At 50.9% G+C, this 21188-nt stretch carries 18 protein-coding genes and 1 tRNA gene; 5 read left to right on the top strand and 14 right to left on the bottom strand.

All coding sequences use genetic code 11. The features are described 5' to 3' along the window. Positions 1 to 75: 75 nt before the first annotated feature. The 9 genes from ACLB09_RS21280 to ACLB09_RS21320 form a co-directional block, all read right to left on the bottom strand. On the bottom strand, positions 76 to 663 hold the full coding sequence (locus ACLB09_RS21280) for a non-ribosomal peptide synthetase module (protein ID WP_410771862.1): 588 nt from the start codon (positions 661 to 663) through the stop codon (positions 76 to 78). A 172-nt stretch (positions 664 to 835) separates the two neighbouring features. After that, positions 836 to 1492: a ribosome biogenesis GTP-binding protein YihA/YsxC gene (gene yihA, locus ACLB09_RS21285; protein WP_410771863.1), complete on the bottom strand. Its 657-nt coding sequence runs from the start codon at positions 1490 to 1492 to the stop codon at positions 836 to 838. Between the two features lie 14 nt (positions 1493 to 1506). Further along, entirely contained in the window at positions 1507 to 3843 is a 2337-nt protein-coding gene (lon, locus tag ACLB09_RS21290) for an endopeptidase La (protein WP_410771864.1), read from the bottom strand. Between the two features lie 115 nt (positions 3844 to 3958). Continuing rightward, complete coding sequence (gene lonB / locus ACLB09_RS21295; RefSeq protein ID WP_410771865.1) at positions 3959 to 5677, bottom strand: ATP-dependent protease LonB; 1719 nt, start codon at positions 5675 to 5677, stop codon at positions 3959 to 3961. 146 nt (positions 5678 to 5823) lie between these two features. Beyond that, entirely contained in the window at positions 5824 to 6942 is a 1119-nt protein-coding gene (ispG, locus tag ACLB09_RS21300; protein ID WP_410771866.1) for a flavodoxin-dependent (E)-4-hydroxy-3-methylbut-2-enyl-diphosphate synthase, read from the bottom strand. A 120-nt stretch (positions 6943 to 7062) separates the two neighbouring features. Beyond that, a complete protein-coding gene (gene clpX / locus ACLB09_RS21305) occupies positions 7063 to 8319 on the bottom strand; it encodes an ATP-dependent protease ATP-binding subunit ClpX (protein ID WP_410771867.1) in 1257 nt (418 codons plus the stop codon). Positions 8320 to 8331: 12 nt separating this feature from the next. Then, complete coding sequence (clpP, locus tag ACLB09_RS21310) at positions 8332 to 8922, bottom strand: ATP-dependent Clp endopeptidase proteolytic subunit ClpP (RefSeq protein ID WP_410771868.1); 591 nt, start codon at positions 8920 to 8922, stop codon at positions 8332 to 8334. 255 nt (positions 8923 to 9177) lie between these two features. Next, on the bottom strand, positions 9178 to 10602 hold the full coding sequence (gene tig, locus ACLB09_RS21315) for a trigger factor (protein ID WP_410771869.1): 1425 nt from the start codon (positions 10600 to 10602) through the stop codon (positions 9178 to 9180). A gap of 199 nt (positions 10603 to 10801) precedes the next feature. Then, a complete protein-coding gene (locus ACLB09_RS21320; RefSeq protein ID WP_410771870.1) occupies positions 10802 to 11632 on the bottom strand; it encodes a hypothetical protein in 831 nt (276 codons plus the stop codon). A 256-nt stretch (positions 11633 to 11888) separates the two neighbouring features. Here ACLB09_RS21320 and ACLB09_RS21325 point away from each other — a divergent pair. Next, positions 11889 to 11962, top strand: a tRNA-Arg gene (locus ACLB09_RS21325). Between the two features lie 357 nt (positions 11963 to 12319). Here the strand turns inward: ACLB09_RS21325 and ACLB09_RS21330 are convergent. After that, positions 12320 to 13279 carry an L-lactate dehydrogenase gene (locus ACLB09_RS21330; RefSeq protein WP_410771871.1) on the bottom strand — a complete coding sequence of 320 codons (960 nt, stop codon included), beginning with the start codon at positions 13277 to 13279 and terminating at the stop codon, positions 12320 to 12322. Between the two features lie 236 nt (positions 13280 to 13515). Here ACLB09_RS21330 and ACLB09_RS21335 point away from each other — a divergent pair, with 236 nt between their 5' ends. Further along, positions 13516 to 14010 (top strand): glutathione peroxidase, encoded by a 495-nt coding sequence (locus ACLB09_RS21335; protein WP_410771872.1) that lies wholly within the window; start codon positions 13516 to 13518, stop codon positions 14008 to 14010. 107 nt (positions 14011 to 14117) lie between these two features. On the opposite strand, the gene pstA is transcribed toward ACLB09_RS21335, so the two are convergent. From pstA to ACLB09_RS21355, 4 genes are all read right to left on the bottom strand, one after another. After that, positions 14118 to 14999, bottom strand: a complete 882-nt coding sequence (pstA, locus tag ACLB09_RS21340; protein WP_410771873.1) for a phosphate ABC transporter permease PstA — start codon at positions 14997 to 14999, stop codon at positions 14118 to 14120. Next, a complete protein-coding gene (gene pstC / locus ACLB09_RS21345; RefSeq protein ID WP_410772111.1) occupies positions 14996 to 15943 on the bottom strand; it encodes a phosphate ABC transporter permease subunit PstC in 948 nt (315 codons plus the stop codon). The genes pstA and pstC overlap by 4 nt, the downstream gene beginning before the upstream one ends. A 78-nt stretch (positions 15944 to 16021) precedes the next feature. Next, on the bottom strand, positions 16022 to 16882 hold the full coding sequence (locus ACLB09_RS21350) for a phosphate ABC transporter substrate-binding protein (RefSeq protein WP_410771874.1): 861 nt from the start codon (positions 16880 to 16882) through the stop codon (positions 16022 to 16024). A 25-nt stretch (positions 16883 to 16907) separates the two neighbouring features. Beyond that, positions 16908 to 18335, bottom strand: coding sequence for a stalk domain-containing protein (locus ACLB09_RS21355; protein WP_410771875.1), 1428 nt, complete (start codon positions 18333 to 18335; stop codon positions 16908 to 16910). 276 nt (positions 18336 to 18611) lie between these two features. Here ACLB09_RS21355 and ACLB09_RS21360 point away from each other — a divergent pair, with 276 nt between their 5' ends. From ACLB09_RS21360 to ACLB09_RS21370, 3 genes are all read left to right on the top strand, one after another. Next, positions 18612 to 19343, top strand: a complete 732-nt coding sequence (locus ACLB09_RS21360) for an ABC transporter ATP-binding protein (protein ID WP_410771876.1) — start codon at positions 18612 to 18614, stop codon at positions 19341 to 19343. Further along, positions 19340 to 20374 (top strand): ABC transporter permease, encoded by a 1035-nt coding sequence (locus tag ACLB09_RS21365; protein WP_410771877.1) that lies wholly within the window; start codon positions 19340 to 19342, stop codon positions 20372 to 20374. Before ACLB09_RS21360 ends, ACLB09_RS21365 begins: the two co-directional genes overlap by 4 nt. Before the next feature lie 64 nt (positions 20375 to 20438). Continuing rightward, positions 20439 to 21098, top strand: coding sequence for a TetR/AcrR family transcriptional regulator (locus ACLB09_RS21370; protein WP_410771878.1), 660 nt, complete (start codon positions 20439 to 20441; stop codon positions 21096 to 21098). Positions 21099 to 21188 lie beyond the last annotated feature (90 nt).

Below are 21188 nucleotides of genomic sequence, written 5' to 3' on the forward strand. Positions count from 1 at the left end.
CTAAAAAAAGGAAAAAACCCGCCGAAAAGGAATGGTCACCCTTATCGGCGGGTTAAAGCTGCTATTTAGAAATTACTATGCTTCCAGTACGAATAATCGGCGCGTGCAGCCGCGGAGTTCATCGTCAATGAGGTTCACGGCTTCCGGGTCCATGGCGATAATGCGTTTGTCGAGCAGGGTATTGATGCTTACGTGAATCGACTCAATCTCCCGTTCCACATCATTATTCCGGTAGATTCTTTGAAGTTCTCCCAAAGTGTCCTTGAATTCGAACACCAATTTGTACGAATCACGAGAGTATTCCACGATTTTGCGTACCCGGCCATTTTGATAATAATACATCATCATGAATCCGTTATAAATTCTTGTAACCATTCCCGAGCCCTTGAAAGCAGCGAACAAAAGTCTCATAACATTCGTTAAATGTGGTGTTTCCAAGCGGAAAGACAATTCACAGACATAATAACCGTCCTTGCGGTCAAAAGGCAGATGGACTTCTTCCCCGCCGTCATCCTCCAGTACCACCACTTGGCCGCCGTTGTCCAGCACTTTCACCCGCTGGCGGACATGTGGATCATAGACTTTGTGAACAAACTGCGACATCTGAACTTCCGACAAACTTAAACTGGCATTAACATACTCTGTGGCTAACCGCTGAGCCATAAAAATCTCCTCAATTCTTTTAACAATCCTTTAAAATAATTATACACTACTCATTCAATTATTTGCTCAGCGGCTAAAACGTGAAATCCTGCCATTTTTCAGAAAAAAACGGTTTAAGCCGTTTTTAGATGCAAAATTCCCCCTGCATGCTCACTTTCCTGCCGACCATTCTTCAAATCCCTTCTTTATCCAACGATTCGGGCAAATTTTTTCTAATATTTTCCCCTGCCTCTTCCGGGCTTTCCGGAAAGGCAAATCGCGAAATATGGGCCCACAGCTCGTCTCTGCCCATGCCCTCCTCGGAAGAGAACATGATGATCTGGTCGCCGGCGCGCATGACAAGCGCTTCCTTAATGATTTTCAGATGTTTCTGCCAGCGTGATTTCGGGATTTTATCGGCTTTTGTAGCTACGACGCAGACCGGCAGGTCATAGTGCTTCAGCCAATCGTACATCAATTCGTCGTCTTTGGACGGCGGATGCCGTAAATCGATCACAAGCAGTACTAATTGAAGGGTTTCCCGCTCCAGCAAATACTTCTCGATCATTTTACCCCATACCTCGCGTTGAGATTTCGATACCTTGGCATAGCCGTATCCCGGAAAATCGACAAAGTAGATCCCATCATTAATGCGGTAATAGTTCAAATGCTGGGTTTTCCCGGGGGTCGAGCTCGTCCGGGCCAAATTTTTGCGGTTGATCATGCGGTTGATCAGCGAAGACTTCCCCACGTTGGAACGCCCTGCCAGGGCAATCTCCGGCAAGGCGTCCTCAGGATATTGATTGGGGCCAACGGCACTGATCACAAATTCTGCGTTGGTTATTTTCATCGTTCCAATCCTCTCTAATGCAGCCCGGACTGTTCCACAAGCGCATGCTCCAGTACCTGATCCATATGGGACACCGGCACGAAAACCACGTCTTCCTTCACACTGTCCGGAATGTCGCGCAAATCGCGCTCATTGTCTTTCGGCAGCAGTATTTTTTTGTAGCCGGCCCGATGGGCGGCCAATGATTTTTCCTTCAGTCCACCGATTGGCAACACGCGGCCGCGCAGCGTAATTTCCCCGGTCATCGCTACGTCTTTGGACACATGGCGGCCAGTCAGCGCGGAGATTAGTGCGGTTGCGATCGTGATGCCCGCGGAAGGCCCGTCTTTAGGGATAGCCCCTTCAGGAATGTGGATATGAATATCGTTCTTTTCATAAAAATCGGTCGCTATTCCAAGTTCCGACGCCTTTGACCGCGTATAACTGAACGCTGCCTGCGCCGATTCCTTCATGACGTCCCCAAGCTTCCCGGTTAAAATCAACTTCCCGCTGCCCGGCACAACGGTTACCTCGATAACGAGCGTTTCTCCGCCCACCTCGGTCCAGGCAAGCCCGGTCACCGTTCCGATCTGGTCCTCCAGTTCCGCTACGCCGTAGCGGTATTTCGGAACCCCCAGGTAATCCTTGATGTCCCCGGGCAGAATTTCGATGCGCTCCAAACCTTCGGAAACGACCTTTTTGGCGGCTTTCCGGCAAAGCGCGGCGACTTGCTGTTCCAAATTCCGTACGCCGGACTCCCGCGTATACTCCCGGATGGTCCGCAGCAAAGCTTCTTCGCCGAGTTCCAGTTGCTCCGGCTCCAGGCCATGCTCCCGTTTTTGTTTCGGCAACAGGTAGCGTGTCGCGATTTGCAGCTTCTCCAATTCCGTATACCCAGGAATATAGAGCATTTCCATCCGGTCGAGCAGCGGACGCGGAATGTTATGCACCGCATTGGCCGTCGTGACGAACATGACGTTCGACAAGTCGAACGGCACTTCAATAAAATGATCGCTGAACGTGTTATTCTGTTCCGGATCCAGCACTTCCAGCAGTGCAGAGGAAGGATCTCCGCGAAAATCGGAAGCCATTTTATCGATCTCATCCAGCAGGAATACCGGATTCAGCGTTCCTGCCGTCTTCATGCCTTGAATGATGCGGCCCGGCATCGCACCTATATAGGTGCGCCGGTGTCCCCGGATTTCGGCTTCATCGCGAACACCGCCAAGGGAGATCCGGACAAATTCACGCCCAAGCGAACGAGCGATAGAACGGGCGAGCGAGGTTTTACCGACCCCTGGAGGTCCCACCAGACAAAGAATCGGTCCCTTCAACTTTTTGACCAGCTTCTGAACGGCGAGATATTCCAGGACGCGTTCTTTCGGCTTATCCAGACCGTAATGATCCTCGTTTAACACCTGCTCCGCTTTGCTCAAATCCAGGTCATCCTCGGTCTTGTTGTCCCACGGCAAGCTGAGCAGCCAATCCACATAATTGCGGATGACTCCGCCCTCAGCAGAACTAGATGGCATTTTCTCCAGCCGGTCGATTTCTTTTTGCGTCTTTTCGCGGACTTTATCAGGCAGATTCTTCTCCTCAAGCTGTGCCCGAAGCTCCTCCACCTCGCCGGCGCGGCCTTCTTTCTCGCCAAGCTCTTTCTGGATCGCCTTCATTTGCTCGCGCAAATAGTACTCTTTCTGCGTCTTTTCCATCTGCTTTTTGACGCGCTGGCTGATTTTCCGCTCCAGTTCGAGCACTTCGCGCTCATTATTTAAAATATCGAGCAGCTTCTCAAGCCGTTGTCTGACATCAATCGTCTCCAGGATCTCCTGTTTATCCTTGATTTTTAGCGACAAGTGACTCGTAATTACATCCGCGAGCCTGCCCGCTTCCTCAATATCCGATACCGCTGCTAGCGTCTCGGGCGTTACCTTCTTGGATAAATTGATATAATGTTCAAATTGGGTAAGCACCGTGCGCATGAGCGCATCGACTTCAGGGTCGGTGTAATCTTCTTCCGGCCGCTCCTTCGCGATCACCTCGTAATATTCCTCATTATCCAAATATTCCACGATCTCGGCACGTTCCATGCCCTCCACCAGCACGCGGATAGTGCCGTTGGGTAGCTTCAGCATCTGCCGGACCTTTGCTACCGTACCTATTCGAAAAATGTCTTCCTGGGTCGGCTCTTCAATGTTCACTTCAGATTGAGAACAGAGGAGAATCAAATTGTCGTCGACCATCGCTTTTTCCAGCGCCTTTACAGACTTTTCCCGACCTACGTCCAAATGCAGCACCATACTAGGGTAGACGAGAAGGCCGCGCAAAGGCAGCAAAGGAAAACGACGGCCTTTGGATTTATGGGGTCCCATCGCTTTCGCACCTCCAAACGTTCTCGTAAGATATCATTCCTATTTTAGCAAATGTTACATGAAAACACCAATGAAGAGCGGCTGCTCGCATGGCAGCCGCCCAAGATAAATCCCGTTACATGACACCGCCGGGCGGAGGTGATTCCGCATGAAGGAAGGGCGCCGGAGCAGGAGGGGGTGCGAAGAGTTCCCCGCCTGCGATGAGTCCGAAATCCTTCTCGGCTTCGGCCCCGAACACGTGGCGGAATACTTCGCCCACCGACTCGACAGGAATTACGCGAAGGCCGTCCAAACCTTCGAACAAGGTTTGCCAATTGTCCTTCGGAATCAGCACGGTCGTTGCTCCCGCCTGAAAAGCGGCTTCCACTTTAGCGACAACGCCGCCTACCGGTTTTACTTTGCCGTAGATTCCGATTTCGCCGGTCATGGCGATACGGTGATCAACGGCAACGCGTTTGATCGCCGAAGCGATTGCCGTAGCAATCGCGAGTCCGGCAGACGGGCCGTCTATCGGAGTTCCGCCAGGGAAATTAATGTGGAGGTCATATCCGGATGGATCCAGACCGATCCGCTTCAGGACGGTTAAAACGTTTTCGACCGAACCTTTCGCCATGCTTTTACGTCGCAGCGTACGGCTGCCGCCGCCGATCTCTTCTTCATCCACTACACCGGTGATGTTATAGGTTCCTTTTCCTTTTTCCACGGGAACCGCCGTAGCTTCAATTTCTAGGAGCGTTCCCATATTGGCGCCATAAACCGCAAGCCCGTTTACCACGCCAATTTCCGGCTGAGACGGAATTTTGCGGTCCGGGCGCGGCGTCAGCTGGCTGCTGGTCGCCACCCATTCCAGATCCGCGGCCAACAGATGATCGCGTTTCTCCGTCAAGGCAAGACCGGCGGCAAGCTGAACCATATTAACCGCCTCGCGGCCGTTTGTCGCATATTTTTTAATGACGTCAACGGCTTCCGGACAAGGCTGGAAGCCGATCCGTTTCACCGCATCATCGGCGATCTGCGCGATTTCTTCGGGAAGCAGCGGCCGGAAATAAATCTCCATGCAGCGCGAACGAAGTGCTGGCGGGATTTCTTGTGGTGACCGCGTGGTCGCGCCTACAAGCCTGAAATCCGCCGGCAGCCCATTTTGGAAAATATCGTGAATATACGCCGGCGTTCCGGTATCTTCCGAATTGTAATAGGCGCTCTCCAGGTACACTTTACGGTCTTCCAGCACCTTCAGCAGCTTATTCATCTGGATCGAATGAAGTTCGCCGATCTCGTCGATGAACAGGATCCCGCCATGCGCTTTCGTCACCGCCCCCGGCTTCGGCTGCGGGATGCCCGCGACGCCCATGGCTCCGGCCCCCTGGTAGATCGGATCATGGACCGATCCGATTAAAGGATCCGCAATGCCGCGCTCATCAAACCTGGCGATCGTCGCATCGATCTCCATAAACTTCGCATCGGCTTTAAACGGTGAGGCCGGATTCTTCTTGGCCTCTTCCATCACAACCCGCGCAGCCGCCGTTTTACCGACCCCCGGGGGCCCGTAAATGATCACGTGCTGCGGATTGGCGCTGCACAGCGCCGCTTTTAACGCGCGAAGCCCATCTTTCTGACCTACGATATCGGTCAGTGAAGCCGGCCGCGTCCGCTCCGCAAGCGGCTTGGTAAGCGACACTGCCCGCAGCTTGCGCAACTTCTCCATCTCCTTACGAGATTCGCGATCAACGGCCGTACGGTTTCCCTTCTGGCTACGCAGCTGGTTCCAGAAATACAAACCGACGACAACGGCAAAAAACAATTGGACGGACATCAGAATCACATTCAGTTCCATGTCACAGAGCCTCCCCACTTTGACTGATACTTGGTAGTATAGCCTTTTCGCTCCATCATAAAACGGGGATATCTTAAAAGTACAAAAAAGCCCGAGGCTACGCCTCAGGCTTGTTCATCCAATTTTCACGCTTGCGCTTGCAGACATTATCTTGCGGCAGTAGGACGATGCTCCTTGCGCCCGGGAATCTCCCCGGTCGCTTCGAAGACCTCGACAATGTGGTCGATTTCCTTTTTCAGTTCGGACAGCAATTCGGCTTCCGGCACTTTGCGGATCATTTCTCCATATCTGAACAAAAGGCCTTCCCCTCTGGCTCCCGCAATTCCGATATCCGCTTCGCGAGCCTCACCCGGACCGTTTACGGCGCAGCCAAGGACCGAAACTTTAATCGGCACCTTCAAATTCGAAATATAATCCTCCACCTCATTGGCTATGGAGAACAGATCGATATCAAGCCGTCCGCAGGTCGGGCAGGAAACGAGCGTTGCCGCATTGGTAATTAACCCGAACGTTTTCAACAGTTCCCGCGCCACTTTTACTTCTTCCACCGGGTCGGCGCTAAGCGAGATACGCAGCGTAGATCCAATACCCATGGAGAGCAGCGCCCCGATCCCTGCAGCACTTTTCACCGTACCCGAGAACAGCGTACCCGCTTCCGTAATCCCCAAATGCAGCGGATAGGGAATTACCTCTGCTGCCTTGCTGTAAGCAGCAATAGCCATCGGCACGTCAGAAGCTTTCAACGAAACGATAATATCGTGAAAATCCAGCTCCTCCAAAATACCGATATGGTACAAGGCGCTTTCCACCATCGCTTCAGGCGTGGGATATCCGTATTTCTCAAGCAGATGGTTTTCCAAGGAACCGGCGTTAACGCCGATGCGGATCGGAATCCCGCGCTCTTTACAAGCCTTAACCACGGCCTCCACCTTTTCGCGGCGGCCGATATTGCCCGGATTAATCCGGACCTTATCGATACCATTTTCAATGGCCATGAGAGCCAATTTGTAATTGAAATGAATGTCGGCGACGAGTGGAATATGAATCTGCTTCTTGATTTCCTTGATGGCCGCAGCCGCTTCTTCATTGTTGACCGTCACACGCACCAATTGACATCCGGCTTCTTCCAGCCGGTGAATTTCGGCAACCGTAGCGGCGACATCCGCCGTTTTGGTCGTACACATGCTCTGAATGATCACTTCATTGCTGCCGCCGATCGTCAGATTCCCGACCTTGACCGGCCGCGTATCTTGTCTCAAGAACATTTTAGGTCTCCCCCATAACGCCAAAGCTCCACCCCTGCAAAGAAAGGCCCATCAAGGGACCTTTCTGCTGCAAAGATGGAGATTTCGGCATCTATTTTGTAGCGGTTATGGCTTAAAGCCTTACGCGCTCTCTTCTTGTTTCTTGCTCTTCTTGTCTTCCAGTTCGGGTATCGTTTTCTCCAGAACGACTTTCTCGGTAATAACGCAATCCGTGATGTCGTCTCGGGAAGGAACTTCATACATCACATCAAGCATGATGCCTTCAATGATGGCGCGAAGTCCGCGAGCGCCGGTATTCCGTTTAATCGCTTCGCGAGCGATAGCCTCGAGCGCTTTCGGTTCAAACTGGAGAGTCACATTGTCCAGTTCAAGCAGTTTTTGGTACTGCTTCACCAAGGCGTTCTTCGGCTCGGCCAGAATGCGGACCAAAGTCTTCTCGTCCAAAGGCTCCAATGTAGAGATGACTGGCAGACGGCCGACAAATTCCGGAATCAATCCGAATTTCAACAGGTCTTCCGGCAGTACCATCGACAAGTATTCGCCCGGTTTCAAATCCTTTTGTCCATCGCTGACCGCGTTGAAACCGATCACCTTTTTGCCGATCCGGCGTTTGATCATCTGCTCCAGCCCGTCAAAAGCACCGCCGCAGATAAACAAAATGTTCGTCGTATCGATTTGAATGAATTCTTGATGAGGATGCTTACGTCCGCCTTGAGGAGGAACGGAAGCCACCGTGCCTTCCAGAATTTTCAAGAGAGCTTGCTGAACGCCTTCACCGGAAACGTCGCGCGTAATGGACGGGTTTTCCGATTTGCGCGCCACTTTATCGATTTCATCGATATAAATGATGCCGCGTTCCGCTTTTTCCACATCATAGTCAGCAGCTTGGATCAGCTTCAGCAAAATATTTTCCACGTCTTCACCGACATAACCGGCTTCCGTAAGAGAAGTCGCATCCGCAATCGCAAACGGCACATTCAAAATTTTAGCCATCGTCTGCGCTAACAGCGTCTTACCGGAGCCCGTAGGCCCAAGCAGGAGGATGTTACTCTTTTGCAATTCGACGTCTTCAATTTTGCTTTGCGTATTAACCCGTTTGTAGTGGTTGTAGACGGCCACGGATAACGATTTTTTCGCTTGTTCCTGCCCGATTACGTATTGATCCAAAATATCGCGAATTTCCTTTGGCTTCGGAATTTCTTTCAGATCGAGCTCTTCTTCATGTCCGAGCTCCTCCTCCACGATTTCCGTGCACAATTCGATACATTCGTCGCATATATAAACGCCCGGTCCGGCAACGAGCTTGCGGACTTGTTCCTGCGATTTGCCGCAGAACGAGCATTTTAATTGTCCTTTTTCATCGTTGAATTTAAACATGTAAACACCCCTTTAAGATTTAATGGGCTTGTTGATGACCTGGTCGATAATCCCGTAGGCCTTAGCCTCTTCCGCGCTCATGAAGAAATCGCGATCCGTATCGCGCTGAATTTTTTCAAGGGGTTGACCCGTCCGGTCCACATAGATTTGATTCAGTTTCTCCCGCGTCTTGATAATCCAATCGGCATGAATTTTAATATCCGCTGCCTGCCCCGAGATTCCTCCCAAAGGCTGATGAATCATCACTTCGCTGTTCGGAAGCGCAAAACGCTTGCCCGGTGCACCTGCAGTAAGCAAAAGCGACCCCATGCTGGCAGCCATTCCCACGCAGATCGTTGACACATCGGGTTTGATATATTGCATCGTATCATATATACCCATCCCGGCTGTAACAGAACCACCCGGCGAGTTGATGTACAGATGAATGTCCTTTTCCGGATCTTCCGCTGCCAAAAACAGCAGTTGGGCGATCACGAGATTGGCTACGTCATCGTCAATCGCGTTGCTGAGAAAAATAATGCGATCCTTGAGCAGTCTCGAATAGATATCGTAAGACCGTTCTCCCCGGTTTGTTTGTTCTACGACCATAGGTACCAGACTCATGTGACCAACCTCTTTTCCTTATCAATTTTCCTGCGCCCTACAATATTCTATCACGTTCAAACGCGCATGTCATTTTTCACACATTACAGTTTATGTCCTCGAAAACACAATATGTAACCGATGGATTGTCCCGATTAATTTTGGAAATAAATGTATGTCGAAAAGTGAAAAATTAAGGCACGCATTTTTGTATACGTGCCTTAACATTTGCAATGTGTTATGCGCCCGTGAATCTCTTAGGCGAAAAGACGATGATTATTCTTCGTCTTGTTTATCTTCGGTTACAGCTTCTTCAGCCTCTGCTTTTGGTTCGGCTTTAGCTGCTGCTTTTTTGGTCGTCTTTTTGGCAGCCGGCTTGCTGGATTCTTCGGATTTCTCAGCTTTTACGGCTGGAACTTCCTTGGAGTTTTCAAGCAGGAACTGAATCGTTTTACGGAGAAGCACGTCTTCATTCAAGCTGCCGAGCGAGCCGTTTGCAGCAAGGATGTTACGGATTTCTTCAGTGCTGCGTTTGTAAGCGTCAGCCATATCCTGAAGCTCTTTATTGATTTCTTCTTCCGTAGCTTCGATTTTCTCAGCTTTAGCGATTTGCTCAAGAACCAGATTGTTGCGAACGCGTTTCTCGGCGTCACCCTTCATCTGTTCTTTCAAGTCATCGATACTTTGGCCGGAGAAACCGAGGAACATGTCCAGGTTCATGCCTTGAGCGCGAAGACGGTTATCGAAATCGCGAACCATGTTTTGAACTTCGCTGTCGACCATAGCTTGCGGAATTTCAACTTCTGCACTTTCGCCGACTTTATCGACGAGAACTCTTTCGCGTTCCGCTTCGCCTTCTTTTTGCTTGCGGGATTCCAGTTGTTTCTTCAAGTCTTCCTTATACTCATTCAACGTGTCGAATTCACTAACGTCTTTAGCAAACTCGTCGTCCAATTCAGGAAGTTGTTTGCGTTTGATTTCGTGAACCTTCACTTTAAATACCGCTTCTTTACCTGCCAGTTCTTCAGCATGGTAAGTTTCAGGGAACGTAACGGTTACGTCCTTGAAGTCGCCAGTTGCGAGACCGACTACTTGTTCTTCGAAACCAGGAATGAACGTATTGCTGCCGAGCTCGAGCGAATAACGCTCCGCTTTGCCGCCTTCAAATGGAACGCCGTCTACCGAACCGTCAAAGTCGATCACAACCGTGTCACCGTTTTGCGCGGCTTCCTCATCGATAACAACGAGTTCAGCATGACGCTCTTGCATACGGGTAAGCTCTTCGTTCAGTTCGTCTTCGCTGACTTCAACGTCAGTTGCAGGAACTTCGATTCCTTTGTAATCGCCAAGCTTCACTTCAGGTTTTACCGTTACTTTAGCTTTAAACTTGAAAGGTTGTCCTTTAGCGAATTGCTCAACGTCCACTTCCGGGCGGTCTACCGGGAAAATATCGGTTTGATCAACCGCTTCAGTATAAACTTCAGGAAGCAAAATATCGATGGCGTCTTGGTACAAGCTTTCAACACCGAAACGGGATTCGAAAATACCCCGAGGTACTTTACCTTTACGGAAACCAGGTACGTTTACTTTCTTGACTACTTTTTGAAAAGCTTTATCCAGTGCAGCGGATACACGTTCCGCTTCCACTTCAACCTCAAGAACGCCGAGGTTCTTCTCTATTTTTTCCCAAGTTGCTTTCATTTTATGCCTTCCCCTCCAAATTTCACATATACTTAAAATACTGAAACCGAATCGCGCGATAAAAGCAGCTACCTTGGTTCCAGTATAGCTGTCCTTAGTCCACGTTCAGAATAACCATTATATTATAAACAACAAAACTTTTTTTTACAAGAGCCGCTCGAAACCACTCTTACAGCAATCTAGCCTTTTTATAAAAATACTACCCGTTCACTCCTGCAGCAACGAATTGGCGCATAGAGCGGTATGCTTGCTCGTAACGGAGACGCAGACTGTCCGTAATCCCGTAGAGGCTGCGGATCTCCTCATCGCTTATTCCCCCGGGCAGACTGTCGGCCACCATTTGATGCAGCGCCGCCGCCCAAATATCGATCATGGCCTCCTCTTCGCCAAGCAGCGATTTGTAATCGTTCGTTCCGTAAATCGCCATCACAAATTGGGTCCAAAGTTCCTGGGCAAAATAAAACAACGTCGGATCGTGAACCTGGGTCTGATTCCCCACCCGCTCCAAAACGGTTTGAACGGACTGGGGAAATTCCTCCGGTTTGATCGGCACCGACTCTATTTCAATTTCCACATGTTCACCCGAACGGAAAAATTGTATCAAACCTTGGGTTCCCCGGCGCCGCAAAATTTGCAATACCCGATATTGAAGCAGAGGATGTATCTCCATGCGGTGCAGCCAGCCGATCAGTTCATCGTCGACCTCCGGCCGATCCAGGTAGGCGAGTTGTTCCAGCGCCAGAAAAGTCTGTTCAGACATCGGCTTATCCATAACGGCATGAAGCAGTTTGTCGGCATAATTGCTATCTTCAGCGAGCTTGGCCTCCACATGCTGTCTAGCCATGTCTTCCTCGCCAACTTCTTCATCCTCGTCACTGCCCGATCCGCTCCCCTGCAGCAGGGGAAAAGCGTCTGTCAGCCAATCCAACAGCGCCTGCCATTCCTCGTATAGTCTAGGGTCCTGCCCTTGGCATTGCAGTAAAAATTTCAGGAGCTCCGAAGCTTCGCCGTAACGCTCCGTCTCCAGCATTCTCGTTAGCTCTATCTGATAAAAATCCAATGTTTTGGGAAATAAAACAAGGTTGTCCTTCTCGCTCTGATGATGTTCGCTAATAAGGGCACCTCCTTTCTTCCGGTCTAATTCATCAGAGATTATAGCATAGAGAGTATAGAAGACAAAAAATCGGAGTCCGCATCAACCGGATTCAGCGCCCTGCAAAAAATCTGTTGCGAATTCTAACTAGCTATGATAATATATTTTTTGCTTCTGTTTTTTTATTTTTCATGTCCCAGTAGCTCAGCTGGATAGAGCAACGGCCTTCTAAGCCGTCGGTCGGGGGTTCGAATCCCTCCTGGGACGTATAAGTTAAAAGCTCTCCTTCCTGAGAGCTTTTTGCGTCTCTGAGGATGAGAACCCCTTTGGGGGTTCGTCGGAGCGAGGCCTCCCGCGATTAGCGGGAGTGGCCCAGCGGAGTCTCGCGCAGGAGCACGAGTATCCCTCCTGGGACGTATAAGTCAAAAGCTCTCCTTTCCGGAGAGCTTTTTGCGTCTCTGAGGATGAGAACCCCTTTGGGGGTTCGTCGGAGCGAGGCCTCCCGCGATTAGCGGGAGTGGCCCAGCGGAGTCTCGCGCAGGAGCGCGAGTATCCCACGTGCAGAGTCACTCTAAAAAGCAGCTGCCTGTTGGATATTTCCAATCGGCAGCTGCTTTTTGTCACTCAAACCGCTTTCCCGGGAAGACCCTGGATCGCGCTTCGCAATATGGAGCAGGATTCATCGAATTTTCGCTGTTCCTCTTCATTCAGGTTGAGCTCCACCACTTCCTGGATGCCGCCTTCTCCGATGATGGCCGGGACGCCGGTGCAAACGCCGCTTTGTCCGTACTCGCCTTCGAGGATGACGGAGATAGCGATAATTTTATGCTCGTCATTGAGAATCGAACGAACGATGTAGGCAAGCGCGTTTCCGATTCCAAACTGGGTATTGCCCTTCCGGGTAAAAATCTCCCATCCCGCATCCTTCGTTTTGCGCGCGATCTCGTTCAAATCTACATCTTTAAATCGTTCCTTATGCTGATCGAGGATTTGTAGCACCGGCTTCCCGCCGATCGTCACGTGGGACCAGGCTACAAATTGAGATTCCCCGTGCTCTCCTAACGCATACCCGTTTACGCTGCGGGGGTCGATGGAGAAAACGTCGGACAGCAGCGTTTTCAAACGCGCCGAGTCCAGGGAGGTTCCTGTGCCGATCACTTTATGACGCGGAAATCCGGAAACCTCGCGCACAATGTAAGTCACGATATCCACCGGATTCGCCGCCACGACGAACACGCCGTCAAAGCCGCTGCTCATGATCCGGGTCACGATGTCCGTGGTGATTTTTTCCGCGTCCTCCAGAACATCCAGCCTCGTCTGCCCCGGCTTTGGATTGGCTCCGGCGGTCAGCACGACTACGTCCACATCCTTGCAATCCTCCAGATAACCGGCATGGACTTTCGTTCTGTTGGAAGTAAAGTCCATGCAATGCGACAAGTCCAGCGCCTGGGCCACCGCACGGTCATAGGTTCGGTCCACCATAATGATCTCATCGCAGATGGACTGGTTGATCATCGAATATGCGCAAGCCGCCCCGACGAGACCTGACCCGACGATCGTCACTTTTCTTGATTTCCTGGCCATCTTCCCGCCTCCATTTTTAACCGATTCCGATCCGCTATCTATATTCAAAAAAAATATCTTCCTAAATTATAACCGGAATCGATAGGGGCATTCCAATGATTTGCTTTCATATTTTTTACACTTTTTAGTCTATTTCGCTCCCTTTTGATCATCGATCCATTTTCTCATCCAATTGAGTTTCGCCATCCTAATCAGTTAAAATTGAAGAGATTACATTTGAAAACGGAGGCGGAGCCATGAGTCAATCCATATATAACTTCCAGGTAAATACCATCGACGGAAAAGAAACCACGCTAGAGCCCTACAAAGGACAGGTCCTGCTGATCGTCAACACGGCCAGCGCCTGCGGCCTTACCCCGCATTACAAAGGGCTTCAGCATCTTTACGGCACTTATAAGGATCAGGGTTTTACCGTGCTCGGATTTCCCTGCAACCAATTCGCCGGACAGGAACCCGGGACCGAAGAAGAAATTAAAAGCTTCTGCGACTTGAACTATCAGGTAACCTTCCCGATGTTCAGCAAAGTCGATGTGAAGGGGGATAACGCCCACCCGCTATACAAATATCTGGTTGAAAATACCCCGGAGCCTTACCGTACAGGCGATATCGAGTGGAACTTCGTCAAATTCCTCATCGACCGTCAAGGCAATATCGTGAAGCAGTACAGTGCCCGCACCGAGCCGGAAGCGTTGGAAGAGGACATCCGCCGTCAGCTTCATAAGGCGAAATAGCATGCCAAAAACCTTCATCCCGATCCCACAGACCTAAATAAACAAAAAATCGCTGTATCGCAAGAGCGGGTAACCAGCCTCCGCCGCTTGCGAATACAGCGATTTTTTTAACGTTTCAACTTCCGGTTGTTGAACCACAGAGGCACGCGGAATACCAGGTTGATCAGCAGCACCACAAAAACCAGCACCGCTGCGGATTTATCCGCAATCTGGCGGGCATCCTCCACGATCGCTTCGGACTGGACATACCATAGATGAACCGCCAGCGTCTCACCCGGCGAGAACAGATTGAAGTCCCACATCTCTCCGGACGTACTGAGACCCGCCGTCAGAATAATGACGGCCGACTCCCCGAAAGCCCGCCCGGCCACAAGACAAATGCCGGTGACGATGCCATCCATCGCCACAGGAAGAACGACCGTGCGGATCACCTCGAACTTCGTCGCGCCAAGCGCATACGAAGCGTTCCGCAGGTCGTCCGGAACCGCGCGGACGGCTTCCTCCGTTACGCGGGCCAGCATCGGCAGATTAAGGAAGGCGAGGCTTACCGCGCCGCCCAGAATCGTAAGCCCGATGCCGAGCAGCTCGGCGAAGATCGCGAGTCCCAGGAGGCCGAAAACGATGGACGGAACGGAGGACAGCGATTCGACGCAGATTCGCAGCACTTCCGTGAACCGGTTCTTCGGCGCATATTCGGCCATGTAAATGCCGGCTCCGACTCCGATCGGAATAGAGATGATCAGCGACAGAATCAGCACGTAAAAGGAATTGAACAGCATGGGGCCGATACCGCCGCCAGGATCGATTTCCTCGGGAAGCTTGGTCAGGAAGGACAGGGTAATTCCCGGCAACCCCTTCCCTAAAATCGTAAACAATAGCCAGAAAATCAGGAGCAATACCAGTGCGCCGAGTCCGTAGAAACAAGCCGTTGCAATCCGGTCCAACCGCAGAGAGCGGACCTGTTTTCGTGATGCGCCGAATCGGTTCATGACTCAGCCCCTCCTTTTTTTCCAAGATAGCGGATGATCAGAATGAGCGCGAAGGAAATGAGGAGCAGCAGGAAAGCCATCATATGCAGCGCATAATTCCATGTCGAATCAAACTCGACGTTCGAGATTTGCATCACGATATTGCTCGTCAACACCGACGCTGATGCAAATAACGACTTGGCCAACTGTGGCGTATTGCCGATTACCATAACAACGGCCATCGTTTCTCCGATGGCCCGGGTCATTCCGAGAATGACCGCGGCCACGATTCCCCGGCCGGCCGCCGGCAGGACAACCCGAAAAATGACCTGCAGGCGGGTTGATCCCAGCGCGTAGGCGGCCTCACGGTATTTTTTCGGGACGGCTCCGATCGCATCGTCGCTAATCCGGCTGATCGTCGGCAGAATCATAATCGTCAGCACGATGGCGGCTGCCAACAAGCCGTCCCCCAATCCTTCGCCGCTCAGCTCACGAAGGAGCGGGAGGAGGACCGTTAAACCCAGATAACCGTATACGATCGAAGGGATGCCTACAAGCAGATCGAGAACCGGACGGATCGATTTTTTCAGCCATTTCGGCGCAATTTCAGCCATGAGAATCGCAAGCCCGACGGAAATCGGAACAGCCATAATCAAAGTCAGCAAAGTTAAAGACAGTGTATTTAAAATAAACAGGGCAGCTCCGAAGCGCCCCTCTTCCGGCGTCCAGTCCAGCGAGAAGAAGAACTCGGCGGGAGAAATGTCCCCGAACACAAGAACCGCCGTTCTGCCGATAAAAAAGACGACCATCGCCAGCACGGCACAGAGCGTTAGAATGCTGAACAGAAAGTAATTTTTAAACAACTTGTTTATAAAAAGCGCCTTGCTAAACCGCCCGGTCACACGGCGATTGGACGAAGGGGCCGAATCAGCTTCCTCCGGGTTGCCGGCTTGATGAACTGGCATGCTCACAATAGTATCCTCCCATACAGCGGCCAGCCCCGATAACAGGGCTGGCCGGGTTACGATCACAAAAAGAACAAATTATTTCATGGCGGAGATCGGAATGAACTTGAGCTTTTTCAGCGAGCTTTCTTGGAACTTTTTGCTTTGCACATATTCGATAAATTCTTTGGTCGCCCCGGTTGGCTTGCCTTTGGTCATGTAGTAACCGTAGGACCAGATTTTGTATTTGCCGTTAATGACGTTTTCCGTAGTCGCCGCAACGCCGTCATGCTTCACGGCTTTAATGTCGCTGCCGCTGATATAGGTAAGGTCGATGTAACCGATCGAATTCGGAGTCGTCGCTACAGCTGTTTTCATGTCGCCGCTGGAGCCGACTTCTTTGTAGTTCTTTTCTTTTTTCACGATATCGCCGCCGCCCAGTGCTTTAGCCTGATAATTGACGCGCGTGCCGGAACCGAAGGAACGGGTGATCACCACAATGTCCTCATCTTCGCCGCCAACATCTTTCCAGTTTGTGATTTTACCGGAATAGATGCCCTTAAGCTGCTCGGTGGTCAAATTATCGACTTTTACGCTTTTGTTTACGATCGTGGCAAACGGAATGACGGCGACCTTGTTGGCCACTTGACCGTCGAATGCTTTAAACCCGGGCACATCGGTACTGGCGTCCCAGTCGCACGCTCCGATGTCGGCAATTCCTTTCTTCACGGCCTGGGGGCCTGTAACGGAACCTTTGCCGCTGGCAGCGATCTTAACTTTTGGATGGAGTTTTTGAAACTCCTTTGCGGCCTGCAAAGTGAGCGGAAGCAATGCCGTCGAACCGTTGACGGTGATTTTACCTTTCAAATCGTCCTTGGCCCCGGCCGTACCCGCGATCGCCGACGACAGTAATAAAGCGGATGCTACAGTTAACAAAGATAATTTTTTGAAAAATTTCATGGATGATTCTCCTCTCGATTCCGTTCTATTTGGTCAATTCCGTTCCTTTGCCGCCTTGTACCAGCACTACTTTGCCTTCGGCGATTAACCCGACAGTCCCCGTTTTGGAAACCGTCAACTCGGTCACATCTTTATCCGTACTGTATAGTTCGGTTTTAGCGCCCGACGAAGCCACTTCATATACCTTGCTGCCGTTTTCCGACGCTGCCAGCACGATCAGTTTGCCTCCCGACACCACGGCCGAGATAACATCCAGATCACCCGCTAAATCCGCTATGTTCTTCCCGTCCGCAGAAACGACCTTCAGCACGCTGTTCGGAATCACACCATCCGGATCTGCGCTTACGTAAATGGCTCTACCGTCCGCCAGCACGGAAAGATACAGCTTATTGTAAGTATCGTTCGTTAATTGAACAGGCTTAGAATCTTTGGTGGCGAGATCCAGGGAGAATACCTGAGTACCAGCTTTAGAATAATCGATTTTGAGCGACTCCTCCGTGCCTTCTTTGTCCGTTTCGGCTTTACCCGTCACTTGTACGAAATAGATCACTTTTTTCCCGTCTTCCGTAATCCTTACACCGGATTTGTTTTCCACTTTATCCGCCAGCACCTCGGTCACTTTGCCGGTATCCACGCTTATGTATGCAATCTTCTCTTGTTTGTCCCCTTGGATAAAATAAATGCTCTTGCCGTCTTGAGACCAAGACAGATCCGTCTTCACCGAAGTGTCCTTACCGAGCTGCTTCACCAGCCCGCTGGCCGTATTCAGCAGATAAAGCCCGCCGTTCTCATCCGTAAAGGCAGCCTGCGATCCATCCGGGGAAACTACCGCGCCAACCGCACTTTCATTTGAGGAAAAAACTTCATGCCGGCCGGCTGAATCCAACTTGATCAATTGCGGCACTTCTCCATCCTCTTTCGTGGCAATCACATTCCCTGCGGCATCAAAAAACGGCAAGTCAAACTGACCGGACAAGCGGCCAACACTGCTAATTTCCCCCTTGGCTGACAGCAGTTCCCCGCCAAGCGCTTCAACTACCGGCGACAGCTCGACGTAAACCGTTCCGCCGATCTGTTGCGGGGCTGTACCGAATTGCAAGGTTTCTCCGTTTACCCGGTAATCTTTGGAGCCGATTTTGAGACTTAGTCCATATTGTTGCGAAGCATCCTGGATGACCAGATTACCTCCGCTAAGCTTGATGTCAGCGTCCAAGGCGTTCGCCAGATCCCGGAGCGAGTAAAGCGTTGTTTTCCCGGCAGTCACCGTTTTGACGGGGACTTGGCTGCCATCGACGGTAAGTTTGACGTTTGCCGCTTTGCTTTGAGCTACTGTCGCCTTGGCTCCCGCATTGCCGGCTTTTGTACTGACGGCGGCTCCTGCGGTACCGACTGCCGTGGCCGAGGCCAATACGGCGGTAGCAAGAACCATGCCGAGCATTTTACTGTTTTTCATTCGGTTCACCCTTTTTTTATGATTTAGTTTCCGGGGTCCCGCAAAGTGAAGAGATTAGCAGTTGAGAATTTATGTAACTTTGTGGGGGTGATGAATTGGTATATTGTGCTATGCCTTGATTGTCGTACAGAATTGTTAAATCAATTCTCCGGAATTGTAATACTTTGTAAAATGTTTAAAAAAATCGTATTCCATTTACATTTAGCGTACTTTATTCTATATTTAAAAGTGAGTACTCACTCATTTTTCTTATAAATGCAAATGGGAGGCTGCTAAATGTCTCATAACGGATCGGTTATTCAAGCGACCCATGTCTCTAAAAGTTTCGGAAAGAAAAAGGTTTTGGACAATATTTCACTCGAAGTCCGCCCCGCCGAGACATTCGGCTTGCTGGGCCCGTCGGGATCCGGAAAAACCACGCTCGTCAAACTGTTGACAGGGATCGATACCGCGAGTTCCGGCGAAGTGCGCGTTTTCGGGACGCTTATGCCGAAGCTGGGCTTGCTTCGCCAGATCGGATATATGGCGCAATCCGATGCGCTCTATACCGAGCTAAGCGCTCTCGAAAATCTGGAGTTTTTTGCCGCCCTTTACGGTTTGAAAGGACCACGCCGCAAAATTAGAATCCAAGAAGTCATGGAGGTTGTCGCCCTTGAGGAGCATCTGAAGAAGAGAGTGGATCAATATTCGGGCGGAATGAAACGAAGACTGTCGCTGGCGATTGCCTTGCTGCATGAACCGCCGCTGCTGGTCCTAGACGAACCGACTGTCGGGATCGATCCGCTGCTGCGCCAGTCGATCTGGAACGAATTGAAGGCTTTGAATGCCAAGGGCACCACGATCCTCATGACTACGCATGTGATGGACGAAGCGGAGAAATGCGACCGCCTCGGCATGATCCGCGACGGTGCGCTCCTTGCCGTGGATACGCCTTCCGCTCTTATCTTACAAGCCGGTAAAAAAACGATCGAAGAGGCATTCATTTATTACGGGGGTGGTGAGTCATGAAAATCTGGGCCGTCATTTTACGCATACTTCGGCAATTCCGCCGCGATAAGCGGACGCTGGCTCTCATTTTTATTGCGCCTCTCGTGGTGCTATCCTTGATGTATCTGGTATTTAACGGCAAAGATTATGAACCCGATATGGGTGTCGTCCAAATTCCCGCCCCCCTGATTGCAAGCTTGGAAAAGCATGGAGCGAATATTCTCACCTATGAAGACAAGGAAAAGGCCGCACAGGCACTGGACGACCGAAGAATCGACGCGATCCTAATCCCGATGGAGAAAGGGCTGGACGTCAAGCTTGAAGGCAGCGAGCCGACAGTAAACAAATCCGTGATAATGCTGCTGCAGAAGGCTGCCAAAGAACTTCAGCCGGAGGAGAGCGGAGCCGCGGATAAAATGAACTTTTCCTATCTGCACGGTTCGGAGAATATGACGAGCATCGACCAGTTCGGACCGATCCTAATCGGATTTTTCGTATTCTTTTTCGTTTTTCTTATCGCCGGTGTGTCCTTCCTGCGCGAACGTACAACCGGAACGCTAGAGCGGCTTCTCTCGACACCGATCAAACGCTGGGAGCTGGTAGTCGGATATGTCGGCGGTTTCGGCATCTTCACGGTATTTCAGGCCCTGCTGATCTCCTGGTTCTGTATACAAGTTCTCGGGATCCTCATGACCGGTTCCTTTGCCTTCGTAATGCTGCTGACGCTGCTCCTGTCGATGACGGCATTGACCCTCGGGACGCTGCTGTCCGCGTTTGCCAACAACGAGTTGCAGATGATTCAGTTTATTCCGCTCATCATTGTCCCGCAGCTCTTCTTATCGGGCCTTTTCCCGCTGGAGACCCTGCCGGAATGGCTGCAGCAACTTAAAATCCTGATGCCGCTTACCTACGGGACCGAGGCGCTCAGTGAGGTCATGATTCGGGGCAAGGGATGGGATACGATTGCGGGGAACGTGTTCGTGCTGATCGGTTTCTCGCTGCTGTTCATGCTCCTTAACGTGCTTGCCCTGCGTAAACACCGCAAGATTTGAAAAGGATCCTTCCCTTTATGTTAAAATGAGATAATAACAGCCGTAAGCAGGAGGAACCAAAGTTATGCCGCAGCAGGAACCCGTCGATCAGTGGATCCAAGAAATCATTAAAATGAGCGACGAAAAAATGACCGAAAAGCAGCTCAGAATCGTGCAAGCCGCCGTGGAGGTGTTTGCCGAGAAGGGATACGCCTCCTCCTCCACCAGTGAAATCGCTCAGAAAGCGGGGGTGGCCGAGGGAACGATTTTCCGGCATTACAAAACGAAAAAAGAGCTTCTGATCGCTATCGTTTCGCCAATGATGAGCAAGCTGCTTGCCCCCTTTGTCTTGAACGACTTTAAAGAGGTACTGGAAAACGATTACCCTACGCTGGAAGAGTTCCTGTACGCCGTTGCGGTCAACCGCATGAATTTTGCCCGTAAGCACCTCAAAATCATCAAGATCCTGCTTCAGGAAATTCCGTTTCAGCCGATGCTGCAAAAAGAATTCAAGGAACATATCGGAACGAGGGTGTTCAACCGCTTCACGGAGATTATCGAGCATTTCAAAGCGAAAGGGGAGGTCGTCGACCTGCCTACCCCGGCCTTGCTTCGTTTTGCCTCAACGGCCATGATCGGCTTGTTTATCACCCATTTTCTGGTGATGCCGGACTCGCCTTGGGATGAAGAACAGGAAATCCGTCATACGATCACTCTGATCATGAACGGCATGGCCGCTAAATAATATGAAAGGGCGTGACCAAGGCAGTGTTCTGCTTCGGTCACGCCCCTTCAATTATCTATATAGTAGGGTCTCTAAGCATCGATGCTGCCG

The sequence above is a fragment of the Fontibacillus forbon genome (genome assembly GCF_046559655.1).
Classification (GTDB): Bacteria; Bacillota; Bacilli; order Paenibacillales; family Paenibacillaceae; genus Fontibacillus.